Origin of the sequence: Kingella sp. SNUBH-2017 (genome assembly GCF_028680565.1) — a bacterium.
In the GTDB taxonomy this organism is placed as follows: Bacteria; Pseudomonadota; Gammaproteobacteria; order Burkholderiales; family Neisseriaceae; genus Kingella_D; species Kingella_D pumchi.
This window is the reverse complement of the sequence record NZ_JAPHVK010000010.1, coordinates 72,875-93,165: the sequence shown is the minus strand read 5'-3', so window position 1 is coordinate 93,165 and position 20,291 is coordinate 72,875. Positions and strand designations below refer to the sequence as shown.

Annotated in this window: 20 protein-coding genes and 1 pseudogene; 18 read left to right on the top strand and 3 right to left on the bottom strand. The window is 61.6% G+C overall.

The features are described 5' to 3' along the window. The first annotated feature begins 298 nt into the window (after nucleotides 1-298). On the top strand, nucleotides 299-1,690 hold the full coding sequence (gene mpl, locus OP500_RS08715) for a UDP-N-acetylmuramate:L-alanyl-gamma-D-glutamyl-meso-diaminopimelate ligase (RefSeq protein WP_238746636.1): 1,392 nt from the start codon (nucleotides 299-301) through the stop codon (nucleotides 1,688-1,690). 60 nt (nucleotides 1,691-1,750) lie between these two features. On the opposite strand, the gene OP500_RS08710 is transcribed toward mpl, so the two are convergent. Continuing rightward, nucleotides 1,751-2,245, bottom strand: coding sequence for a hypothetical protein (locus OP500_RS08710; RefSeq protein ID WP_238746637.1), 495 nt, complete (start codon nucleotides 2,243-2,245; stop codon nucleotides 1,751-1,753). Nucleotides 2,246-2,421: 176 nt separating this feature from the next. Between OP500_RS08710 and rlmD the strand changes: the two are divergent. The 17 genes and pseudogenes from rlmD to OP500_RS08625 all read left to right on the top strand — a co-directional run. Continuing rightward, nucleotides 2,422-3,723, top strand: a pseudogene (rlmD, locus tag OP500_RS08705) (23S rRNA (uracil(1939)-C(5))-methyltransferase RlmD); the annotation flags it as partial. 243 nt (nucleotides 3,724-3,966) lie between these two features. Continuing rightward, entirely contained in the window at nucleotides 3,967-4,845 is an 879-nt protein-coding gene (locus OP500_RS08700; RefSeq protein ID WP_274070732.1) for a mechanosensitive ion channel family protein, read from the top strand. 185 nt (nucleotides 4,846-5,030) lie between these two features. Further along, nucleotides 5,031-5,951 (top strand): metal ABC transporter solute-binding protein, Zn/Mn family, encoded by a 921-nt coding sequence (locus OP500_RS08695; RefSeq protein ID WP_443135145.1) that lies wholly within the window; start codon nucleotides 5,031-5,033, stop codon nucleotides 5,949-5,951. A 92-nt stretch (nucleotides 5,952-6,043) separates the two neighbouring features. After that, the gene (locus OP500_RS08690) at nucleotides 6,044-6,430 is read left to right on the top strand and encodes a hypothetical protein (protein ID WP_274070730.1); all 387 of its coding nucleotides are present in this window, start codon (nucleotides 6,044-6,046) and stop codon (nucleotides 6,428-6,430) included. Nucleotides 6,431-6,516: 86 nt separating this feature from the next. Continuing rightward, entirely contained in the window at nucleotides 6,517-7,389 is an 873-nt protein-coding gene (gene rfbA / locus OP500_RS08685; protein WP_274070729.1) for a glucose-1-phosphate thymidylyltransferase RfbA, read from the top strand. Between the two features lie 152 nt (nucleotides 7,390-7,541). Then, nucleotides 7,542-8,423 carry a dTDP-4-dehydrorhamnose reductase gene (rfbD, locus tag OP500_RS08680; protein WP_238746644.1) on the top strand — a complete coding sequence of 294 codons (882 nt, stop codon included), beginning with the start codon at nucleotides 7,542-7,544 and terminating at the stop codon, nucleotides 8,421-8,423. Nucleotides 8,424-8,444: 21 nt separating this feature from the next. Continuing rightward, nucleotides 8,445-8,987, top strand: coding sequence for a dTDP-4-dehydrorhamnose 3,5-epimerase (gene rfbC / locus OP500_RS08675; protein WP_238746646.1), 543 nt, complete (start codon nucleotides 8,445-8,447; stop codon nucleotides 8,985-8,987). 3 nt (nucleotides 8,988-8,990) lie between these two features. Then, on the top strand, nucleotides 8,991-9,551 hold the full coding sequence (gene gmhB, locus OP500_RS08670) for a D-glycero-beta-D-manno-heptose 1,7-bisphosphate 7-phosphatase (RefSeq protein WP_274070728.1): 561 nt from the start codon (nucleotides 8,991-8,993) through the stop codon (nucleotides 9,549-9,551). 363 nt (nucleotides 9,552-9,914) lie between these two features. Then, nucleotides 9,915-10,646: a lysophospholipid acyltransferase family protein gene (locus tag OP500_RS08665; RefSeq protein WP_274070727.1), complete on the top strand. Its 732-nt coding sequence runs from the start codon at nucleotides 9,915-9,917 to the stop codon at nucleotides 10,644-10,646. A gap of 4 nt (nucleotides 10,647-10,650) precedes the next feature. Continuing rightward, the gene (locus OP500_RS08660) at nucleotides 10,651-11,322 is read left to right on the top strand and encodes a M48 family metallopeptidase (RefSeq protein WP_274070726.1); all 672 of its coding nucleotides are present in this window, start codon (nucleotides 10,651-10,653) and stop codon (nucleotides 11,320-11,322) included. A gap of 169 nt (nucleotides 11,323-11,491) precedes the next feature. Further along, nucleotides 11,492-12,940 (top strand): DegQ family serine endoprotease, encoded by a 1,449-nt coding sequence (locus OP500_RS08655; protein ID WP_238746654.1) that lies wholly within the window; start codon nucleotides 11,492-11,494, stop codon nucleotides 12,938-12,940. Nucleotides 12,941-13,010: 70 nt separating this feature from the next. Next, nucleotides 13,011-13,598 carry a Maf family protein gene (locus OP500_RS08650; protein WP_238746656.1) on the top strand — a complete coding sequence of 196 codons (588 nt, stop codon included), beginning with the start codon at nucleotides 13,011-13,013 and terminating at the stop codon, nucleotides 13,596-13,598. A 44-nt stretch (nucleotides 13,599-13,642) separates the two neighbouring features. Further along, a complete protein-coding gene (locus OP500_RS08645; RefSeq protein ID WP_274070725.1) occupies nucleotides 13,643-14,968 on the top strand; it encodes an MFS transporter in 1,326 nt (441 codons plus the stop codon). A 243-nt stretch (nucleotides 14,969-15,211) separates the two neighbouring features. Beyond that, on the top strand, nucleotides 15,212-16,852 hold the full coding sequence (gene ftsY / locus OP500_RS08640) for a signal recognition particle-docking protein FtsY (RefSeq protein WP_274070724.1): 1,641 nt from the start codon (nucleotides 15,212-15,214) through the stop codon (nucleotides 16,850-16,852). A gap of 94 nt (nucleotides 16,853-16,946) precedes the next feature. Further along, nucleotides 16,947-17,450: a phosphatidylglycerophosphatase A family protein gene (locus tag OP500_RS08635; protein WP_274070723.1), complete on the top strand. Its 504-nt coding sequence runs from the start codon at nucleotides 16,947-16,949 to the stop codon at nucleotides 17,448-17,450. A 7-nt stretch (nucleotides 17,451-17,457) separates the two neighbouring features. Continuing rightward, nucleotides 17,458-17,832 carry a Co2+/Mg2+ efflux protein ApaG gene (apaG, locus tag OP500_RS08630; protein WP_238746661.1) on the top strand — a complete coding sequence of 125 codons (375 nt, stop codon included), beginning with the start codon at nucleotides 17,458-17,460 and terminating at the stop codon, nucleotides 17,830-17,832. A 100-nt stretch (nucleotides 17,833-17,932) separates the two neighbouring features. Continuing rightward, on the top strand, nucleotides 17,933-18,421 hold the full coding sequence (locus OP500_RS08625) for a disulfide bond formation protein B (protein ID WP_274070722.1): 489 nt from the start codon (nucleotides 17,933-17,935) through the stop codon (nucleotides 18,419-18,421). A gap of 315 nt (nucleotides 18,422-18,736) precedes the next feature. Here OP500_RS08625 and mtgA read toward each other — a convergent pair whose 3' ends face one another. Together mtgA and aroE are read right to left on the bottom strand one after the other, a co-directional pair. Next, nucleotides 18,737-19,423 carry a monofunctional biosynthetic peptidoglycan transglycosylase gene (gene mtgA, locus OP500_RS08620; protein WP_238746663.1) on the bottom strand — a complete coding sequence of 229 codons (687 nt, stop codon included), beginning with the start codon at nucleotides 19,421-19,423 and terminating at the stop codon, nucleotides 18,737-18,739. Further along, nucleotides 19,420-20,274: a shikimate dehydrogenase gene (gene aroE, locus OP500_RS08615; protein ID WP_274070721.1), complete on the bottom strand. Its 855-nt coding sequence runs from the start codon at nucleotides 20,272-20,274 to the stop codon at nucleotides 19,420-19,422. Before aroE ends, mtgA begins: the two co-directional genes overlap by 4 nt. Nucleotides 20,275-20,291 lie beyond the last annotated feature (17 nt).

Sequence of the window (20,291 nt, the reverse complement as noted above, 5' to 3'; positions counted from 1 at the left end):
GCAAATCCTAAAATCTACATATCTTGTCTTATCCGTCGCAGTGTGAGACCAAAGGCACTCACACTTATCGGTAATCTGTCTGTTAAAGAACGTCGCCACAGAAGCAGCGAAAGACCGCAATCATACCCACCCAAACCAATCCGGTCAACTACTACTCAACAATAAAACTACCCGCCAAAGCACAAATCCATATCGAAAAAGGAAATGTTTTTATAAGGCAGCCTGAAAAACTTTCGGCACCACCGGAAAACCAGGCTTCGGCTATAATTCGCGCTTTTTGTTTCGGCGGAATTTCACCATGACCCACATCCACATCATCGGCATCGGCGGCACCTTTATGGGAGGGCTGGCCGCGCTGGCCAAAGAAGCCGGATTCACCGTTACCGGCTGCGACGCCAAAATGTATCCGCCCATGAGCACCCAGCTCGAAGCGCTGGGCATCGCCGTGCACGAAGGCTTCGATGCGGAACAACTCGACCATTTTGCCGCCGATATTTATGTGATCGGCAACGTCGCTAAACGCGGTATGCCCGTGGTCGAAGCCGTTTTGAACCGCGCGCTGCCCTACACCTCCGGCCCGCAGTGGCTGGCGGAAAACGTGCTGGCCGGACGCTGGGTGCTCGGCGTTGCCGGCACCCACGGCAAAACCACCACCGCCTCCATGCTCGCCTGGGTGCTCGAATACGCCGGACTCGCCCCCGGCTTTCTCATCGGCGGCATCCCGCAGAACTTCGGCATTTCCGCCCGCCTGCCGCAGGCGCCGCGTCTTGATCCCGCATCGCAGTCGCCGTTTTTCGTGATCGAAGCCGACGAATACGACACCGCATTTTTCGACAAACGCAGCAAATTCGTCCACTACCGCCCGCGCACCGCCGTCCTCAACAATCTCGAATACGACCACGCCGACATTTTCCCCGACCTTGCCGCCATCCAAACCCAGTTCCACCATCTCGTCCGCACCGTGCCCGAGCAGGGCCTGATTGTATGCAACGGCCGCGAAGGCAGCCTGAAAACCGTATTGGCACAAGGCTGCTGGACGCCCGTCGAATACTTCGGCGGCGACGGCAGCATCTGGCAGGCAGGCGAAGCCGACGCAGACGGCGCGTTCGACATCCTGTTAAACGGCCAATCAGTCGGTCGCATCGCCTGGGATCTGATGGGCGGCCACAACCGCCTGAACGCCCTGGCTGTTGCCGCCGCCGCCCGCCACGCCGGCGTGGATGTGCAGACCGCCTGCGAAGCCCTGTCCGCCTTCCAAAACGTCAAACGGCGCATGGAAATCAAAGGCAGCGTGCGCGGCATCACCGTGTACGACGACTTCGCCCACCACCCCACCGCCATCGCCACCACCGTCGGCGGCCTGCGCCAGCGCGTCGGCAGCGCGCGCATCCTCGCCGTGCTCGAACCGCGTTCCAACACCATGAAACTCGGCACCATGAAAGCCGCCCTGCCCGCCAGCCTGGCCGACGCCGACCAAGTGTACTGCTACGGCGGCGGCGTCGATTGGGACGTCGCCCAAGCGCTCGCCCCGCTCGGTGCCAAACTCCACGCCGAAAACGACTTTGAGCGCCTGGTCGAAACCATCGCCCGCAACGCGCAAAGCGGCGACCACATCCTGATTATGAGCAACGGCGGCTTTAACGGCATCCACGGCAAACTGCTGGCACAGCTTGCCGGACAGGCAGCCTGAAAAGCCAAAAGCAGCCTGAAAGCCCAAAGGCAGCCTGAAAAGCCAAAGAGTCCGCAGAAGCTATCTGCTCAAGTTCTCGTAAACGGCAAAGCCGATAATCAGGACAAACAGCACCGCCAGCAGCAGCATAGGTTTGGATATCGGCGTCCTGACCATATTAGGCGCAAAACCCACGCGCTTTTGGGCGCGGCGGCGCAGAAAATGCGGCAGCAGCAACACGCCCGCCAGGTAAACCATCAGAATGGCGGCATAGCCCTTGTCCTGCGCCCCCGGGATGCTGCCGATAAGCACCAGACACGCTGCGAATCCCAAAGCAACGCCGGCTGCAAAACCCCACACCCGCATCACCTGCGGCCAGTGGATCGGCAGTTTTTGATAATGGTAGAGACTGCCGCCGGCTAAAAAAGAAGACTCGGTTTGTATGATTCTGGCGCTATACAAAGGGATCACCGGCACAAACGCCAGAATAATCCAATAAGTTGTCAGGTAGGTGCCGTCGGGCTGATAGTCGCACTCACCGTAAAACGTTGTGCCGAAGCCGTTAATAGAAGACATAATTCCCCATTCTGAAATTCAAGTTTGAACACCTTTACAGGCAGCCTGAAAGCGCAAAAGCGGCGATTTTAGCCGATTCGCCGACACAGGCACACCAATACGCATAATGCCGGCAGCCTTCGCGTCCCACTGCCCGGACAAATCCTTCGGCAGACGCAAGGCAGCCTGAAAATAAAAAACACATGAACCCCACCACCACCGTTTTTTCCATCGACTACGAAGCGCGCGGCATTGCCCGCCCCGAAGGCAAAACCACTTTTATCCGCCACGCGCTGCCGCAGGAGAAGGTGCGCTATCGGGTCGGCACCGCCAAAGCCGCGTTTGACGAAGCCGATGCGCTGGAAATCCTACAGCCGTCGCCCGAGCGCCGCGCTGCGGCCTGCCCGCACTATCTGGAATGCGGCGGCTGCGCGCTGCAGCATGCGTCTTTTGATGCCCAGGTCGCCTTCAAACAGCGGATTTTTGAAGAACAGCTTGAGCGCATCGGCAGGCTGCGCCCCGAAACCATATTGCCGCCGGTTTACGGCCGGCCGTGGCACTACCGCAGCCGCACCCGCCTGAATGCGGTGGACGATGGTCGCGGCGGGCTGCTGCTCGGTTATCAGGCCAAACGCAGCCGGCGTATTGTCGCCATCGACAGCTGTCCGGTGCTGCCCGAGCAGGTTTCAGGCAGCCTGAAAGATTTGAACGCGGCGCTGCAGAAGCTGCACCGCGCCGCGCCCGCCGCCGGCATCGAAGCGCTGGAAATCTGCGCCGGCGAACAGGCAACCGCCGTCAATATCCGTAGCCGCAAGCCGCTACCCGCCGCCGCGCTGGCGGCGTTTGCCGGCAGCCTGAAAACCGGCTGGCAGCTGTGGCAGCAGCACGGGCGCAATCCGCCGCAGCCGCTCTCGCCCGATGCGCCGCCGCTCGACTACCGCCTGCCGGAGTTCGGCCTGACCATGCCTTTCCGGCCGGGCGACTTTACCCAAATCAATCTGCCGCTGAACCGGCTGATGGTGTCGCGCGCTTTGTCGCTGCTGGATGTGCGGCCGCATGAAACGGTAATCGACCTGTTTTGCGGGCTGGGCAATTTCAGCCTGCCGCTGGCGCGCCAAGCGGAGCGGGTGCTGGGCGTGGAAGGCTCGCGCGAGCTGACGCGCCGCGCGGCAGACAATGCCCGCGCCAACGGCATCGGCAACGCCCGTTTCGTCTGCGCCGATTTGTTTGACACCGACGAAACCGTGGTCAAAAGCTGGGGGCGGGCGGACAAAATGCTGATCGACCCGCCGCGCGCCGGCGCTTATGCGGTGGTGCGCGCGCTGCACGCGCCGTTTCTGCCGCAGAAAATCGTGTATGTGTCGTGCAATCCGGCCACTTTCGCCCGCGATGCGGCGGTGCTGGCGGCCAAAGGCTACCGCCTGCGCTCGGCCGGCATCGTCAATATGTTTCCGCAAACCGCGCATGTGGAAGCGGTCAGCCTGTTTGAACTGGGCTGAAACGCGCTGCCGTTCGGCGCTCCGTCGAGCATGACGGCGCCGGCGGTCTTCTTTATCATGGCCGCATTCGGCAAAACTTTCAGGCTGCCTGAAAGCCGGATAGCGAAATTAAGATTGTTATAGTATAATGCCACGAAACGCGTTTCGCGTCCGCGGCAGCCTGAAAATGTTAATCCGCAAGGAGAGCATGATGAAAGCAAAAGCTAGTGCTGCCGCACCGTTGCGGCGGCGAAGGAGCCGGCGATGAACGGTTTGGACCGCAATATCGGCTCGCTGCTGGAGAGCATCCCGCTGGCGCCGCAATGGGTTAATTCGCTGCTGCTGTTGGCGGCGGTGGTGTGCGGACGGCTGGTGTGGCTGCGGCTGCGTTTTCGCCAGCATCCCGAGTTTCCCATCGAAGAAAAACGCCGTTTGGTGGTGGTCAGCCGCAATATGGCTTTTCTGGCGGCGGTGTTCGGGCTGTTTTTGATTTGGGCGGCGCAGATTCAGAGTTTCGCCCTATCGATGGTGGCGCTGGCCGCCGCTACCGTGCTGGCAACCAAAGAGCTGATTATGTGCCTTTCCGGCAGCCTGCTGCGGGCGGTGAACAAGCAGTATTCGGTGGGCGACTACATCGAAATCGGCCATCTGCGCGGGCGGGTGGTGGACATCAATCTGTTTTCCACGCTGATGATGCAGATCGGCCCCAACCCGCACATCGGCAATATGTCGGGCAAAACGGTGTCTTTCCCCAACAGCCTGCTGCTGAGCCAGACCATCCAGCGCGACAACATTCTGGGGCGCTACGTCGTCCACAGCTTTGATATTCCGGTGCCGATCCGCCTGGATTCCGACGCCATCGTGCCGCGGCTTTACACCGTGCTTGACGCCTACTGCGCGCCCTATGCCGCCGAAATCGGCCGCCATCTGGAAGAAGTCCAGGCACAAAAGCTGTTTATCACCCCCGCCGTGCAGCCGCGCATCGGCCGCGTGCCGCACGACGACAAGGTTTATATCCTTGCCGTGCGTTTCGCTTCGCCGGTGGGCAAGCGCGCCGAAATCCAGCAGGCAGTGCTCGACGAATTTATCCGCGTGCAATACCGCCTGCTCAACGGCATCGGCGAAACGCCCGATCCAAACTGAACGCCGTCTGCGTTTTCAGGCTGCCTGAACGCCGCAGGCAGCCTGAAAACGTTTTTAGCATGCGTCAAACCTTTCAGGCTGCCGCGTTTTTTCCGCGCGCACATTCCGTGCCGCGCTTTTTGTTTCCCAACGTTTACTTGAAGAAGGAGATAACGATGTCCCGACACACATTCAAACTCGGCCTGATGGCCGCGCTGTTTTCAGGCTGCCTTTACGCCGCACCGCCGGCCGAGCCGCTGCAAGTTGTCAGCAGCTTCAGCATTTTGGGCGACGTGGCCAAGCAGATCGGCGGCGAGCGCGTCAGCGTCAGCTCGCTGGTCGGCCCCGACCAGGACGCCCACGCCTACCAGCTCAACAGCGGCGATGCCAAAAAAATCGCCACCGCCAAACTGGTGCTGCTCAACGGCCTGGGCTTGGAAAAAGCCGATGTGGTGCGGGCGGTCAAACAAAGCAAAGCCCAATACGCCGAAGCCACTGCCGGCATCAAACCGCTGCCGGCCGAAGAGCATGAGCATGAGCACGAACACGGCCATGATCACGAGCATGAACACGAAGGCCACGACCACGGCCACCACCATCACGGCCAGTTCGACCCCCACGTTTGGCACGATCCGGTTTTGATGCAGAAATACGCCGCCAACGTCGCCCAAGCGCTGATGAAGGCCGACCCCGCCGGCAAAGCCTATTACCAGCAGCGCTTTAAAGCCTATTCGCAGGAATTGGTCAAACTCGACGCCTACGCCCGCCGCGAATTTGGCGCCGTCCCTCAGGCCAAACGCAAAGTGCTGACCGGCCACGATTCCTTCTCCTATCTGGGCAAACGCTACGGCATCACTTTTCTGGCACCGCAGGGCGTCAGCACCGAAAGCGAGCCGTCCGCCAAAACCGTGGCCGCCATCATCCGCCAAATCCGCCAGCAGGGCGTTAAAGCGGTGTTTGCCGAAAACATCAAAGACAACCGCATGATCGAACGCATCGCCCGCGAAACTCAGGCCAAAGTCGGCGGCAAACTCTATTCCGACGCCCTTTCCAAAGGCGCGCCGGCAGCAACCTACACCGAACTCTTCCGCTATAATGTGCGCACCCTGTCCGGCGCCATGAAGTAAACCGCCCGCAGCCCAAACAAGGCCCGGACCAAGCCGTTCGGGTCTTTTTTTGTTTTCAGGCTGCTTTTCCCATTTGATTTTCAGGAGCTTTTATGATGTCTGCCAAACTCTTCTCCCTACTGCTTGCCGGCACCCTTACCCTCAGCATCGCCACCCCTGCCGCTGCCGAACTGCGCCGCCACTCGGGCGAACAGCCCCGCAAAACCCAAACTCACCAAGGGCGGCAGGACGGCAGCAGCATCCAACGCGCCGTTGTGATCAAAGAAAACGACACCCGCCGCGGCATCGACGCCGAAAATGCCTGGATTGCCAAAAACCTGCCCGGCCACCAAAAAATCGGCCAAGCGCTCGTTCAGGGCGAAGGCGGCAAAGGCATCTACGACCGCATCGACCTGCAGGCTCCCGATGGCAGCCGGCACAGCATTTATTTCGAAATCAGCAGCTTCTTCGGCAAAATCAACGGCAAGCTTATGATGTAAACCAACAGGCAGCCTGAAAAGCGTTTTTCCCTTTTCAGGCTGCCTGAATTTTTCCTATTCCTTTTTATTCCCACAGGATTATCCCCATGAAAGGCATCATCCTTGCCGGCGGCTCCGGCACCCGTCTCTACCCCATCACACGCGGCGTTTCCAAACAACTGCTGCCCGTGTACGACAAACCGATGGTCTACTACCCCCTGTCCGTGCTGATGCTTGCCGGCATCCGCGACATCCTCGTCATCACTACCCCCGAAGACAACTCCGCCTTTATCCGCCTGCTCGGCGACGGCAGCCGCTTCGGCGTGCGCATCAGCTATGCCGTCCAGCCTAGCCCCGATGGTCTCGCCCAAGCCCTGATCATCGGCGAAGAATTTATCGGCGGCGACAACGTATGTCTGGTGCTGGGCGACAACATCTTCTACGGCCAGTCCTTCACCCAAACCCTACGCCAGGCCGCCGCCAGAGAACACGGCGCCACCGTTTTCGCCTACCAAGTGCGCGACCCCGAACGCTTCGGCGTCGTCGAATTCGACCAAAACTTCAAAGCCCTCTCCATCGAAGAAAAACCGCTCAAGCCAAAATCCGACTGGGCAGTAACCGGCCTTTATTTCTACGACCACCGCGCCGCCGAATTTGCCAAACAAGTCAAACCCTCCGCACGGGGCGAGCTCGAAATCACCACCCTCAACCAAATATACCTCGAAGACGGCAGCCTGAACGTACAGCTTTTAGGGCGCGGCTTCGCCTGGCTCGACACCGGTACCCACGAGAGCCTGCACGAAGCCGCCGCCTTCGTGCAAACCGTGCAAAACCTGCAAAACCTGCAAGTCGCCTGCCTCGAAGAAATCGCCTGGCGCCAAGGCTGGCTCAGCACCGCCCAACTCGAAGAACTCGCCCGGCCGATGGCGAAAAACGAATACGGCCAATACCTGCTGCGGCTGTTGGACGGCAGGCACTAACCCGCCCTCAGACTGCCTTTACCCCAAAAGGCAGCCTGAAAAAAACATCCCACCATTTTCAGGCTGCTTTTCCACTCCGCCAAAGCAGCCTGAAACCTTAACAGCCCGTTTTCAGGTAGACTCCCGCCCGCGAAATACCAAAGGACAAATCTGTGAACATCCTTCTTACCGGCGCCGACGGCCAAGTCGGCCGCGAACTTGCCGCCCGTCTGCGTCATCGCGCCAACCTGCTTGCCGCCAACCGCGCCGCCCTCGACATCACCGACCGCAACGCCGTGTTTCAGGCTGCCTCATCCTTCCGCCCCGAGCTGATTATCAACGCCGCCGCCTATACTGCCGTGGATAAAGCCGAGAGCGACGCCAACACCGCCTACGCCGTCAACCGCGACGCCGTGCGCCATCTGGCCGAAGCCGCCGCCGCGCACGGTGCCGCCGTTCTCCACATTTCCACCGACTACGTTTTCGACGGCGCCGCCGACGCCCCCTACCACGAAACCGACCCCGTCAACCCGCAAAGCGTTTACGGCAAAAGCAAGCTCGCAGGCGAAGAAGCGCTGGCCGCCGCCTGCCCGCGCCACATCATCCTGCGCACCGCCTGGGTGTTCGGCGCGCACGGCGGCAACTTCGTCAAAACCATGCTCCGCCTCGGCCGCGAGCGCGACAGCCTCGGCATCGTTGCCGACCAATACGGCGCGCCCACCCCTGCCGCCGCCATCGCCGACGCCCTCGTTGCCATCGCCGACGCCGTCCACCAACCCGGTTTTGCCAACTGGGGCATCTACCACTACTCCGGCAGCCCCTACACCAGCTGGCACGGTTTTGCCGAACGGATTTTTCAGGCTGCCGCCGCACAAGGCATCCTGCCCGCCGTGCCGCAGCTCAAAGCCATCGCCACCGCCGACTACCCCACCCCCGCCCGCCGCCCCGCCAATTCGCGGCTGGACTGCGGCAAAATCCAAAACACTTTCGGCATCAAACCGGCCGACTGGCAGGCGGCGCTGGCCGATTTGAAACCTTACCAAACAAGCATTTAAAACAAGATTGGAACCCACCGCATGAACATCCTTCCCACCGCCCTGCCCGATATCAAACTGCTCGAGGCGCAGGTTTTCGGCGACGAGCGCGGCTTTTTTATGGAAACCTTCCGCGACCAATGGTTTCGCGAGCACGTCTGCGATCGCGGCTTCGTGCAGGAAAACCACAGCAAATCCGCTATCGGTGTACTGCGCGGCCTGCACTACCAGCTGGAAAAACCGCAAGGCAAGCTGGTGCGGGTGGTGGCCGGCAGCGTGTTTGACGTTGCTGTCGATCTGCGCCGCTCTTCGCCCACATTCGGCCGTTGGGCGGGCGCGGTGCTGTCGGCCGAAAACAAGCGCCAGCTGTGGATACCCGAAGGCTTTGCCCACGGCTTTTATGTGCTGGAAGACAATACCGAATTCGTTTACAAATGCACCGATTACTACCACCCGCAGTCGGAACACTCGCTGCTGTGGAACGACCCCGCGCTCGGCATAGACTGGCCGCTTTCGGGCGAACCGCAGCTTTCCGCCAAAGACCTGGCGGGCAAACCGCTCGCCCAAACCGCTTTGTTTGAATAAACCATGAAACTCATCATTCTCGACCGCGACGGCGTAATCAACCAAGACCGCGACGACTTCGTCAAATCCGCCAACGAATGGGTGCCGCTACCCGGCAGCATGGACGCCATCGCCTTTCTGACCCAGGCCGGCTACACGCTGGCGGTGGCCACCAACCAGTCGGGCATCGGCCGCAAGTTTTTCACCATGCAGACGCTCAACGAAATGCACGCCAAAATGCACAAGCTGGTGCAGTCGGCCGGCGGCGAAATCAGCGGCATCTGGTTCTGCCCGCACACCAACGCTCACAACTGCGGCTGCCGCAAACCCAAGCCGGGCATGATTGCCGATATTCTCGAGCGCTTTCAGGCTGCCCCTGCCGAGAGCTGGATGGTGGGCGACAGCCTGCGCGACTTGGAAGCGGGCGCCGCCGCCGGCTGCAAAACCGCGCTGGTGCTCACCGGCAAGGGTAGGAAAACCCAGGCCGAGTCGGCCGGCAAACTGCCGCCCGATACGCTGGTATTCGACGATCTGCTGGCTTTTTCGCAGTTTCTGATTAAGGCGCCGGCCGCGGAAACGGCGTAAACGCAAAACGCGGCAGGCAGCCTGAAAAGCGGGCGCGCTTTGTCCGGCGCCAGGGTGTGTTGGCAATCGGCTTGCGAAGCGGTTTTTTAAGTAAAAATGCCCGAATGCAAGGAAAAAAGCGCAGCAAGCTTGGACACCTTGCGCGCATTTTTGACGCGGTAGGCGGGTATTTTTTGCCAAAAACACCGCCGCAATGCCGATTGCCAACACACCCTTTAGAGCACAAACTTAAAACCCGCCGCAAAATGCCGTACAATCGGCATCTTTTGCTTTTCAGGCTGCCTGAACGACGCCGTCCGCCGCGGCAAGCGAAGCCGTTTTGCCTGTTCAGGCTGCCTGTTTGATTGGAAAGTTATCTTTTTTATGCTGCTGTTACGAAACCTGGTTTACTGGCTGATTTTGAGTGTGAGTGCGATTGTGATGTTTGCCTTCGTGCTGCCGGCGATGCTGGTGCCACAGGGGGCGAACAAAATCGGCCGCGCGTGGGCGCGGCTGCTGCTGTGGTCGCTGAAAAACATTGTCGGGCTCAACTACCGCGTCGAAGGGCGCGAAAACATCCCCGCCGAGCCGGCGATTATCTGTTCCAAGCACCAGAGCGGCTGGGAAACGCTGGCGCTGCAGGAAATCTTCCCGCTGCAGGTGTATGTGGCGAAAAAAGAGCTGTTCAAAATCCCCTTTTTCGGCTGGGGGCTGAAAATGGCCAAAACCATCGGCATCGACCGCAAAGCGGGCGTCAAAGCCACTTCGCAGCTGATGGAGCAGGGCTTGGCGCGCAAAAAAGACGGCTTTTGGATTGCGATTTTTCCCGAAGGCACGCGCATCAAGCCCGGCGAGCGCGGCCGCTACAAAATGGGCGCGGCAAAAATGGCGAAGCTGTTTGAAATGGACATGGTGCCGGTGGCGCACAACAGCGGCGAGTTTTGGCCGAAAAATTCCTTTCTCAAATACCCCGGCACCGTTACCGTGCGCATCGGCGCGCCGATCCGCTGGCAGCAGGGCAGCGAAACCGAGCTGATGGCCGAGTGCGAAAACTGGATCGAAAGCCAACAGGCCGAAATCGGCGGCCAAGGCCCCTTCGGCCCCAATCCCGCCTGAGCCCATGCCCGTTTCCCACCGCTTATCCGACGGCAGCGAGCTGGTGCTGCACATCCGCTGCAACACCCGCCGCAACATCATCCTGCGCCCGCACCCCGCCGGCGGGCTGCACATCGGCATTCCGCGCTGGCTCGGCATCACCGAGCTGCGCCGCTGGCTGCAGGAGCACGAGCCGCTGCTGCGGCAAACGCTGGCACGCGCGCCCGACAGCCCGAAGCAGCCTGAAAGCATCTGGCTCGACGGCGAGCAGCTTGCGCTGGCCGGCGGCAGCGGCGTCCCAGCCATCCGCCGCGACGGCAGCCGCCTGCTGCTGCCGGATACCGCCGACACACGGGCGCTGCTGCGCGGCTATCTGCGCGAACAGGCGCCCGATTTATTGTTTCCGCTGTTTGCCGAACGGCTAAGCAGCCTGAAACTTCCGGCCACGCCGGTGCGCCTGTCCGATGCCCGCAGCTTCTGGGGCGTGTGCCGTCCCAGCGGCATCGGTCTCAACTGGCGGCTGGCCGGCGCGCCCGCCTGGGTGCGCGACTATGTGTGCGTGCACGAACTGTGTCATATCCGCCACCCCAACCACAGCCGCGCCTTCTGGCAGGAAGTCGCCCGCCACACCCCGCACACCGCCGCCGCCAAAAGCTGGCTCAAAGCCCACGGCCGCGAACTTTTCGCCTGCGGCTAGGCAGCCTGAAAGCGGTCAAAACCGATTTTCAGGCTGCCTGAGCGCCCAAACAAAGGTTTTCAGGCTGCTTTCGCCGCGCCTGGCGCTTAACGCCGGCAGCCGATTCCCGTACAATCCGCGTTTTGCGGCCGCCGTGCCTTTTTTCCGTTTCTGTTAGGACCTTATCCGCGTGAACAAACCCACCCGCCCCCTGATTCTTCTGCCGCTGGCCGCCGCTCTGGCGCTGGCCGGCTGCAACAAAAAAAACGATACCGACAAACCGGCCGAAGGCAGCTTCGTAACCAAAGTCGAAGTAGTTAAAGGCAACGACCGCGTCGGCATGCTGCTGCCCGATTTTGCCGAATTGGTGGCGCGCGAAGGCGGCTCGGTGGTCAATATCCAGGCGCTGCGCGAAGAAGGCGGCGAAGGCAACAGCGACGGCAGCGCCGAAGACCCGTTTTCCGACTTTTTCAAACGCATCGTCCCCAACCAGCCTGAAGACGGCGACGGCGACGATGCCAACTTCGGCTCCGGCGTCATCATCAGCGCCGATGGCTATATCCTGACCAACGCCCACGTGGTCAAAGGCAAAACCAATATCAAAGCCACGCTCAACGACAAGCGCGAATACCACGCCAAACTCATCGGCGCCGACGACAAATCCGACATCGCCCTGCTGAAAATCGACGCCGAAGACCTGCCGGCAGCCAAAATCGGCAATCCGAACGAGCTCAAATCCGGCGAATGGGTGGCCGCCATCGGCGCGCCCTTCGGCTTTGACAACAGCGTAACCGCCGGCATCGTTTCCGCCAAAGGCCGCACCCTACCCAACGAAACCTACACTTCGTTTATCCAGACCGACGTTGCCATCAACCCCGGCAATTCCGGCGGCCCGCTGTTCAATCTCAAAGGCCAGGTGGTCGGCATCAACTCGCAGATTTACAGCCGCAGCGGCGGCTTTATGGGCATCTCTTTCGCCATTCCCATCGACACCGCGATGAACGTTGCCGAGCAGCTCAAAACCGACGGCAAAGTGCAGCGCGGCCAGCTTGGCGTGGTGATTCAGGAAGTTACCCACGATTTGGCCAAGTCCTTCGGGCTGGACAAACCCACCGGCGCACTGGTGTCCAAAGTGCTGCCCAACAGCCCCGCCGCGGCCGCCGGCCTGCAGGTGGGCGACATTATCCGCGGTGTGAACGGCAAGGAAATCGTCTCCTCCGGCGATCTGCCGGTGATTGTCGGCAGCACCGCGCCGGGCAAGGAAGTCAAACTGCAAATCTGGCGCCAGCGCGCCGAACTTGAAGTCGGCGTAACCCTTGGCAGCGCCGGCGATATCAGCCAGTCGGCCGCCGGCAAGCCCGAAGCTGAAGTATCGGGCGCCGGCAGCGAAAACTTCAACCTGCCCGAAGCCGGGCTGGTGCTCAGCGCCGAAGCCGACGGCCGCATCATCATCGTGCGCACCGACGGCGCCGCCGCCCGCGCCGGTCTGCAGCGCGGCGACGTGATCCGCGAAATCGCCGGCATGGCGGTGCACAGCCGCGAAGAAGTCAGCCAGGCCTTTGCCAAAGGCGGCAAAAACCTGCCGGTGCTGATCCAGCGCGAAGGCACCACCCTGTTTTTGGCGTTGGTGCTGCCCTAAACCGCCGCCGCCCCACCCTTTCAGGCTGCCTGAAACGCAATCCCGCCCCGTTTTCCCTATTGCAAACACCATGACCGACCGCACCCTGATTCTGGCCTCTGCCAGCCCGCGCCGCCGCGAGATTCTCGAAAACCTCGGCTATGCCGTGCGCACCGGCGCCGTTCCCATCGACGAAACCCCGCTTGCCGCCGAAGCCGCCGAACCCTATGTGCTGCGGATGGCGCAGCAGAAAAACCGTGCCGCGCTGGCGGTGCACGGCGACAGCCTGCCGCTGCTGAGCGCCGACACCACCGTCGCCCTCGACGGCCGCATTCTCGGCAAACCCGAATCCGCCGACCACGCCCGCAGCATGCTGCGCGCACTCTCCGGCCGCAGCCATCAGGTGCTGACCGCCGTCTGCGTGCACTACCAGGGGCGCGAACACAGCATCGTGCAAAGCAGCGACGTGCGTTTCAAAGCCCTGTCCGACAGCGAAATCGAGCGCTATATCGCCGGCGGCGAACCGATGGACAAAGCCGGTGCTTACGGCATCCAGGGCGCCGGCGGTATTTTCGTCTCCCACCTTGCCGGCAGCTTTACCGGCGTGATGGGGCTGCCGGTATACGAAACCGTGCGCCTGCTCCAGCACTGCGGCGCCGCCGTACCGCCCTTTGCCTGAAGCCGGACGCACAGGCAGCCTGAAAACTTTTCCCCGCACACACTATGGACATTCTCACCCGCCTGCACAATCTGCCCGCCGGCCGTTTTCATTACCGGCTGCTGCTGTTGGTCGGCATCGGCTGGCTGTTTGACGCGATGGACACCGGCATGGTGTCCTTTGTGCTGCCGGTACTGACCAAACAATGGCAGCTCACGCCCGCGCAGAGTGCGTGGATAGTCGGCATCGCCTTTGCCGGCATGGCGCTGGGGGCGGTGGTCGGCGGCCGCGCGGCCGACCGCTTCGGCCGGCGCAATGTGTTTGCCGCCTCGATGATGGTGTACGGCGCCGCCACCGGCCTGTGCGCGCTGGCGCCGGATGTGGACAGCCTGCTTGTCTGGCGTTTTGCCGCCGGCATCGGGCTGGGTGCGCAGCTGCCGGTGGCGGTGTCGCTGGTGAGCGAATACGCGCCGCCGCAGCTGCGCGGGCGCTTTATCGTGCTGCTGGAAAGTTTTTGGGGACTGGGCTGGCTGGCGGCGGCGCTGGCGTCTTATTTCCTGATTCCGCGCTACGGCTGGGCCAGCGCCTTTGCCCTCGGCGCGCTACCGCTACCCTATGCGTTGTGGGTGCGCACGCGGCTGCCAGAATCGGTGCCCTATCTGCTTGGCCGTGGCCGCGTGCAGGAAGCGCACGAAATTGTCTGCCGCATGGAAGCGGCTGCCGGCAGGCAGCCTGAAAGCCGCGCCCTGGCCGCCGTGCCGCCCGCCGTCGAGCCGCCGCGTTTTGCCGAACTGTGGCGGCCGCCCTTTGCCCGCCGCACGCTGATGCTGTGGCCGGTGTGGTTCGGCATCGTCTTTTCCTATTACGGCATTTTTACCTGGCTGCCCAAGCTCCTGGTCGGCCAAGGGCATACCGTCGTCCAAACCTTCGAATACATGCTGGTGCTGATTACCGCCCAGCTGCCCGGCTATTTCGCCGCCGCGGTGCTGGTGGAAAAAATCGGCCGCAAGGCAACGCTCGCACTGTTTCTCGCCGCCTGCTCGCTGTGCGCGTGGCGCTTTGGCGGCGCCCAGTCTGCCGATGCCGTACTGGCGTGGGGCGCGGCGATGTCCTTTTTCAACCTCGGCGCCTGGGGCGTGCTCTACACCTACACGCCCGAACTCTACCCCGTGCGCTTTCGCGCCGCCGGCTCGGGCTGGGCGGCAGCGGCCGGACGGCTCGGCGGCATCGCCGCGCCCTCGGCGGTGGCGCTGCTGCTGCAAAGGCAGAGCGGTTTTGATGCCATTTTCGCCATGTTTGCCGGCGTGATGGCGGCGGTGGTGGTGCTGATTCTGGTACTGGGTGAAGAAACCCGCGGCCGCACGCTGGAAGACATCAGCCACCAGCCTTAAGCCTTTTGCCGCCGGCAAGGCAGCCTGAAAACGCCCGCCGCGTTTTTCAGACTGCCTTGCCGTCTGTTTGACCCGTCTGCGGCTGTGGCAGATTTGCCGCTTTTGCCGCCAAAGCGCCGCCGCCGGCACACAGATGCTTTCAGGCTGCCTGATGTTCGGCTAGAATGCCGCAATTTTGTTTTTCCGCCCGTGCGCGCCCGGCCGCGCCGCCACCAAACCACCGACTGCCCAAACACAAACGCCATGTTCAACTTTATAAAAAACATCTTCAAAGGCAAAGACGAGAAGCCCCAATCCGCCCCGAGCGATCCCGCCCCCGCCGCGCTTGCAGACGAAACCGCCGCCAACACCCCCGCGCAGCCTGAAAACCGCGCCGACGATGCGGCAGACGGCTCCGCCATTGAAACCACCGCCCCAGAGCAGACAGCAGAAGCTGCCGATGGCGAAACCGACACCCCAACCGCTGCCGTTGAAACGGCTGACACCGATACCGCTGACACCGAAGCAGAACCCGTCATCCCCGCCGAAGACCGGCAGCCTGAAAGCCCTGCCGCCGATAGCGCATCATCAGAAACTCCCGTTCCCACTACCGGCGAAACCGCCGCTTCCCCCGCATTCAGCAACTGGGCGCACCCCGATTACAACGCCGCCGCCGGCATCAACCGTCCGGTACGCAGCGACAACGCCGCGCAAACCTGGGCCAACCCGCAAACGCTGTCGCGCAACAATACCGTGCAGACCGAAAGCCGGCCGCAGGCTGCCGATACCGCCGTTCCAACCCCGCAGCCTGAAAACGGTACCGGCGACGATACCACCGCCCAAGCGCCAAGCGCCGCCGACAACCAGCCCGCAGCCGCCGATATTGCCGACACCAAAGAAAACACCGCCGCCAAGCAGCCTGAAACAGAGCAGCCTAAAGCCAAACAGCCCGAATCCGAAACCAAGCAGCCTGAAACAGAAACAAACCAGCCTGAAAAACAAGGCTGGGCGGCGCGACTGAAACAGGGTTTGAGCAAATCGCGCGACCATATGGCCAAGTCGCTGGCCGGCGTATTCGGCGGCGGCAAAATCGACGAAGACCTGTATGAAGAACTCGAAACCGTGCTACTCACCAGCGACATGGGCATCGAAGCCACCGAAGAGCTGATGGAAGAAGTGCGCCGCCGCGTGTCGCTGCGCGGCTTAAGCGACGGCGCCGAACTGCGCGAAGCGCTCAAAGAAGCGGTGTACGAATTGATCAAACCGCTGGAAAAACCGCTGGTACTGCCGGAAAAAGGCCCCTTTGTGATTATGATGGCCGGCATCAACGGCGCCGGCAAAACCACTTCCATCGGCAAACTCGCCAAATACTTCCAGCAGCAGGGTAAATCGGTGCTGCTGGCCGCCGGCGACACCTTCCGCGCCGCCGCCCGCGAGCAGCTGCAGGAATGGGGCGAACGCAACGGCGTAACCGTAATTTCGCAGGCTTCGGGCGACTCGGCCGCCGTCTGCTTCGATGCGGTGGAAGCCGCCAAAGCACGCGGCATCGACATCGTTTTGGCCGACACCGCCGGCCGCCTGCCCACCCAGCTGCACCTGATGGAAGAAATCAAAAAGGTCAAACGGGTGCTGCAAAAAGCCATGCCCGACGCGCCGCACGAAATCATCGTGGTGCTCGATGCCAATATCGGCCAGAACGCCGTTAACCAAGTAGCCGCCTTTGACGACGCGCTGGGACTCACCGGCCTGATCGTAACCAAGCTCGACGGCACCGCCAAAGGCGGCGTGCTGGCGGCGCTGGCAAAAAACCGCGCGATACCGGTGCGCTACATCGGCGTCGGCGAAAAAATCGACGACCTGCGCCCTTTCGACGCCCGCGCCTTTGTCGATGCCCTGCTCGACTAATCTTAAAAAAGCAGCCTGCGTAGCGAAGCGAAGTTGCGAAGCTAAAACCGCAAAACAGGCTTTCAGGCTGCCTGATTGGAAAACCCTTACCCCTATGGCAAAAAGCGCCCCTTCTTTCCGCCCTACCCTACCCTGGCTGCTCGCGCGGCCGGTGCGTTTTGTCGGCTTCGGCTTCGGCTCGGGGCTTGCTCCGGTTGCCCCCGGCACCGCCGGCACCGTGCCGGGCGTGGTGCTGGCTGCGCTGCTGCTGTGGCTGGGCGTCAGCCCTTTTTGGCTGGGCATGCTGTGCGTGCCGCTGTTTTTCATCGGCATCTGGATCTGCAACGAAACCGAGCGCGATTTGGGCGTGCACGACTACGGCGGCATCGTCTGGGACGAAATCGTCGCCATGATGCTGGTGCTGGCCTTTACGCCCGACGGCTGGCTCTGGTGGCTGGCGGCCTTTTTGCTGTTTCGTTTTTTCGACGCCGTCAAACCGCCGCCCATCCGCTGGTTCGACCGCCGCGTTTCCGGCGGCTTCGGCGTGATGCTCGACGACATCATCGCCGCCGTATTCAGCATCATCATCATCGTTTTGTTTGACTGTATTACCGGATAATCCCGCCATGTATGAAGACGAAATCCGCATCCGCGTCGAACCCAACTATATGGCCGCCGAGAGCAGCGCCGCCGCCGAACGCTACGCCTTTTCCTACCGCATCACCATCGAAAACCGCAGCGACTACACCCTGACCCTGCGCAAGCGCCACTGGGAAATTACCGATGCCCACGGCAGCATCGAAAACATCAGCGGCACCGGCGTCATCGGCGAACAGCCGGTGCTGATGCCCGGCGAGAGCTTCGAATACCAAAGCGGCATGCAGCTCACTACCCCGTGGGGCAGCATGCGCGGCAGCTACGAATTTGAAAACGACCTGGGCAGCCGCTTTACCGTCGATATACCCGAAACCGATTTGAAATCGGATACCGTGCTGCAGTAGGCCACCGCCGTTTCATTCGTTTCATTACCCTTTCAGGCAGCCTGAAAACCCTGAAACCGGCTTTTCAGGCTGCTTTTTCCTTTGCAACTACGGAACCGCCATGAATTTCAGAACCGCCATTTTTCCCGTTTGGCTGCTGGCGCTGGCCGGCAGCGCCGGCTCCTTTAGCGGCCAGTACCTGCTGGGCATGAACCCTTGTGTGATGTGCATCGAGCAGCGGCTGGCCATGCTCGCCGCGCTGCTGGTAAGCACCCTGCTGCTGATTCTGCCGCCGCGCTGCCGCCGCGTGCAGCTGCTATCCGGCCTGATTACCGCCCTGCCCGCCGCCTTCGGCCTGTATGTTGCCGTCAAACAAAGCCATCTGCAGACCCTGCCCATCGGCGCCCAGCCTTCCTGCGGCGCGCCGTGGGCCTTCCGCCTGCGCGACTGGCCGCTGTTTGACTGGTTCGAACCGGTTATCCGCGGCGACGGCGCATGCGGCGAAGTCTATACCATGCTCGGCATCCCCCTGCCCTGGCTCAGCGCCGCGCTGTTTTCGCTGATGCTCGCCGCCCTTGCCTTCGGCCTACTGCGCGGCAAAAAGCGTTAAACCGCCGGCACCAAAACTTTCAGGCTGCCTTCGGATCAAGGCAGCCTGAAAGTTTTTATTGATACCGATGCCGTCAAACCGCCTACAAGCAGCCTGAGACCTTTGCAAAACCTAAAATAAAATAAGAAATAGTTAAATCATCGTCATTCCCGCGCAGGCGGGAATCTTGGCTGAACTTAATCAATAGATTGTTTTTCCAATAATTTTTGAATATCAAACAAGATTCCCGCCTGCGCGGGAATGACGGCATTTTTTATTTTTCAGGCCGGCTTTGGGATTTTGCAAAGGTCTCAGCCTGAAAGCCCAAGCCCACGCCTATTCCGGCAGCGCGGCCGAACCCATGCGGCGCAAGATGATATTGGTTTTGCTGCGCAGGCGCGGGTCGGACGGATTATCGGCGTAGCGCAGCGGCGCGGGAACGCGGGCGGCCAGCTGGGCGGCCTGGGCTTTGCTCAGGCGGGCGGCGTCGGTGTGGAAAAAGCGCTGCGCGGCGGCTTGGGCGCCGTAAACGCCGTAGTCCCATTCGATTACGTTGAGATACAGCTCGAAAATGCGGTCTTTGTCGGTGGTGGCTTCCAGCATGGCGGTGATGGCGGCTTCTTCGGCCTTGCGCCAGTAGCTGCGTTTTTCGTTGAGAAACAGGTTTTTCGCCAGCTGCTGGCTGATGGTGGAACCGCCGGCGCGCACTTTGCCGCTTTTTTCGTTGCGGCGCATGGCGTTTTTGATGCCGTTCCAGTCAAAACCTTCGTGGCCGGCGAAATTGGCGTCTTCCGACGCAATCAGCGCCTTTTTCAGATTAACGGAAATATGCGGATAGGCCGTCCAGCGGTAGTCGAGCCGCACTTCGGGGCGGGTGTCGGCCAGCTGCGCCATGCGCATGCGCATAAAGGCAGTTTGGTGCGGGGCAACGGCGCGGTAGCTGATAATGCTGCCATAGACATAAACATTAAACAGCACCAGCGCCAGCGGCGGCAGCACCAGCAGTCTGAACAGCCATTTCATTGCGACAACTCCTCGCGCAGCGCGGCGATAACCGGCGCAGTATCGGCACGGAAACCACGCCACAGAAAATAAGATTCGGCGGCCTGCTCCACCAGCATGCCCAGGCCGTCGGCCGCAGCGGCGGCGCCGTTTTCGAGCGCCTGGCGCATAAACGGCGTCGGCTGCGCGGCGTAAACCAAATCATAGGCCAGCAGGCAGCCCGAAAAAATATCGGCCGGCACCGCGGGCGCTTCGCCTTTCAGGCTGCCTGAAGTGGCGTTAATCACAATATCGAAACGGCGGCCGGCCAGCGCGTTTAGCGGCAGCGCTTCGACGGCAAACTCATCGGCCAGCGCCTGCGCCCGCTCGGGGCTGCGGTTGGCGATCAGCACGCTTTCAGGCTGCCCCTGTAGCAGCGGCAGCACAATGCCGCGTGCCGCGCCGCCGGCACCGATAATCAGAATCCGCCGCCCCTCCAGCGCTACGCCGAGATTGTCCGCCAAATCGCGCACCAGGCCGGCGCCGTCGGTATTGTCGCCGCGCACGCGCCAGACTTTGCCGCTTTCAGGCTGCGCGGGCAGGCGGATAAAGGTATTGACCGCCCCCGCTGCACGGGCGCGATCGCTCAATTCGTCGGCATAGCGGCACGCCCATTCTTTAAACGGCACGGTGACGTTCGCCCCCAGCGCGCCCGCGCCGAAAAATGCATCCATGCCGGTGCGAAAGTCCGCTTCATTGGCCGGCAGCGCCAGCGCGCGGTAGTCGATGTCCTGCCCCTGCTGCGCGGCAAACAGACGGTGGATGCACGGCGACTTGCTGTGCGCGACCGGCTGGCCGAACACGGCAAACTGCGCGGAATGTGGCGTTTGCATGCGGACTCCTTATGGTT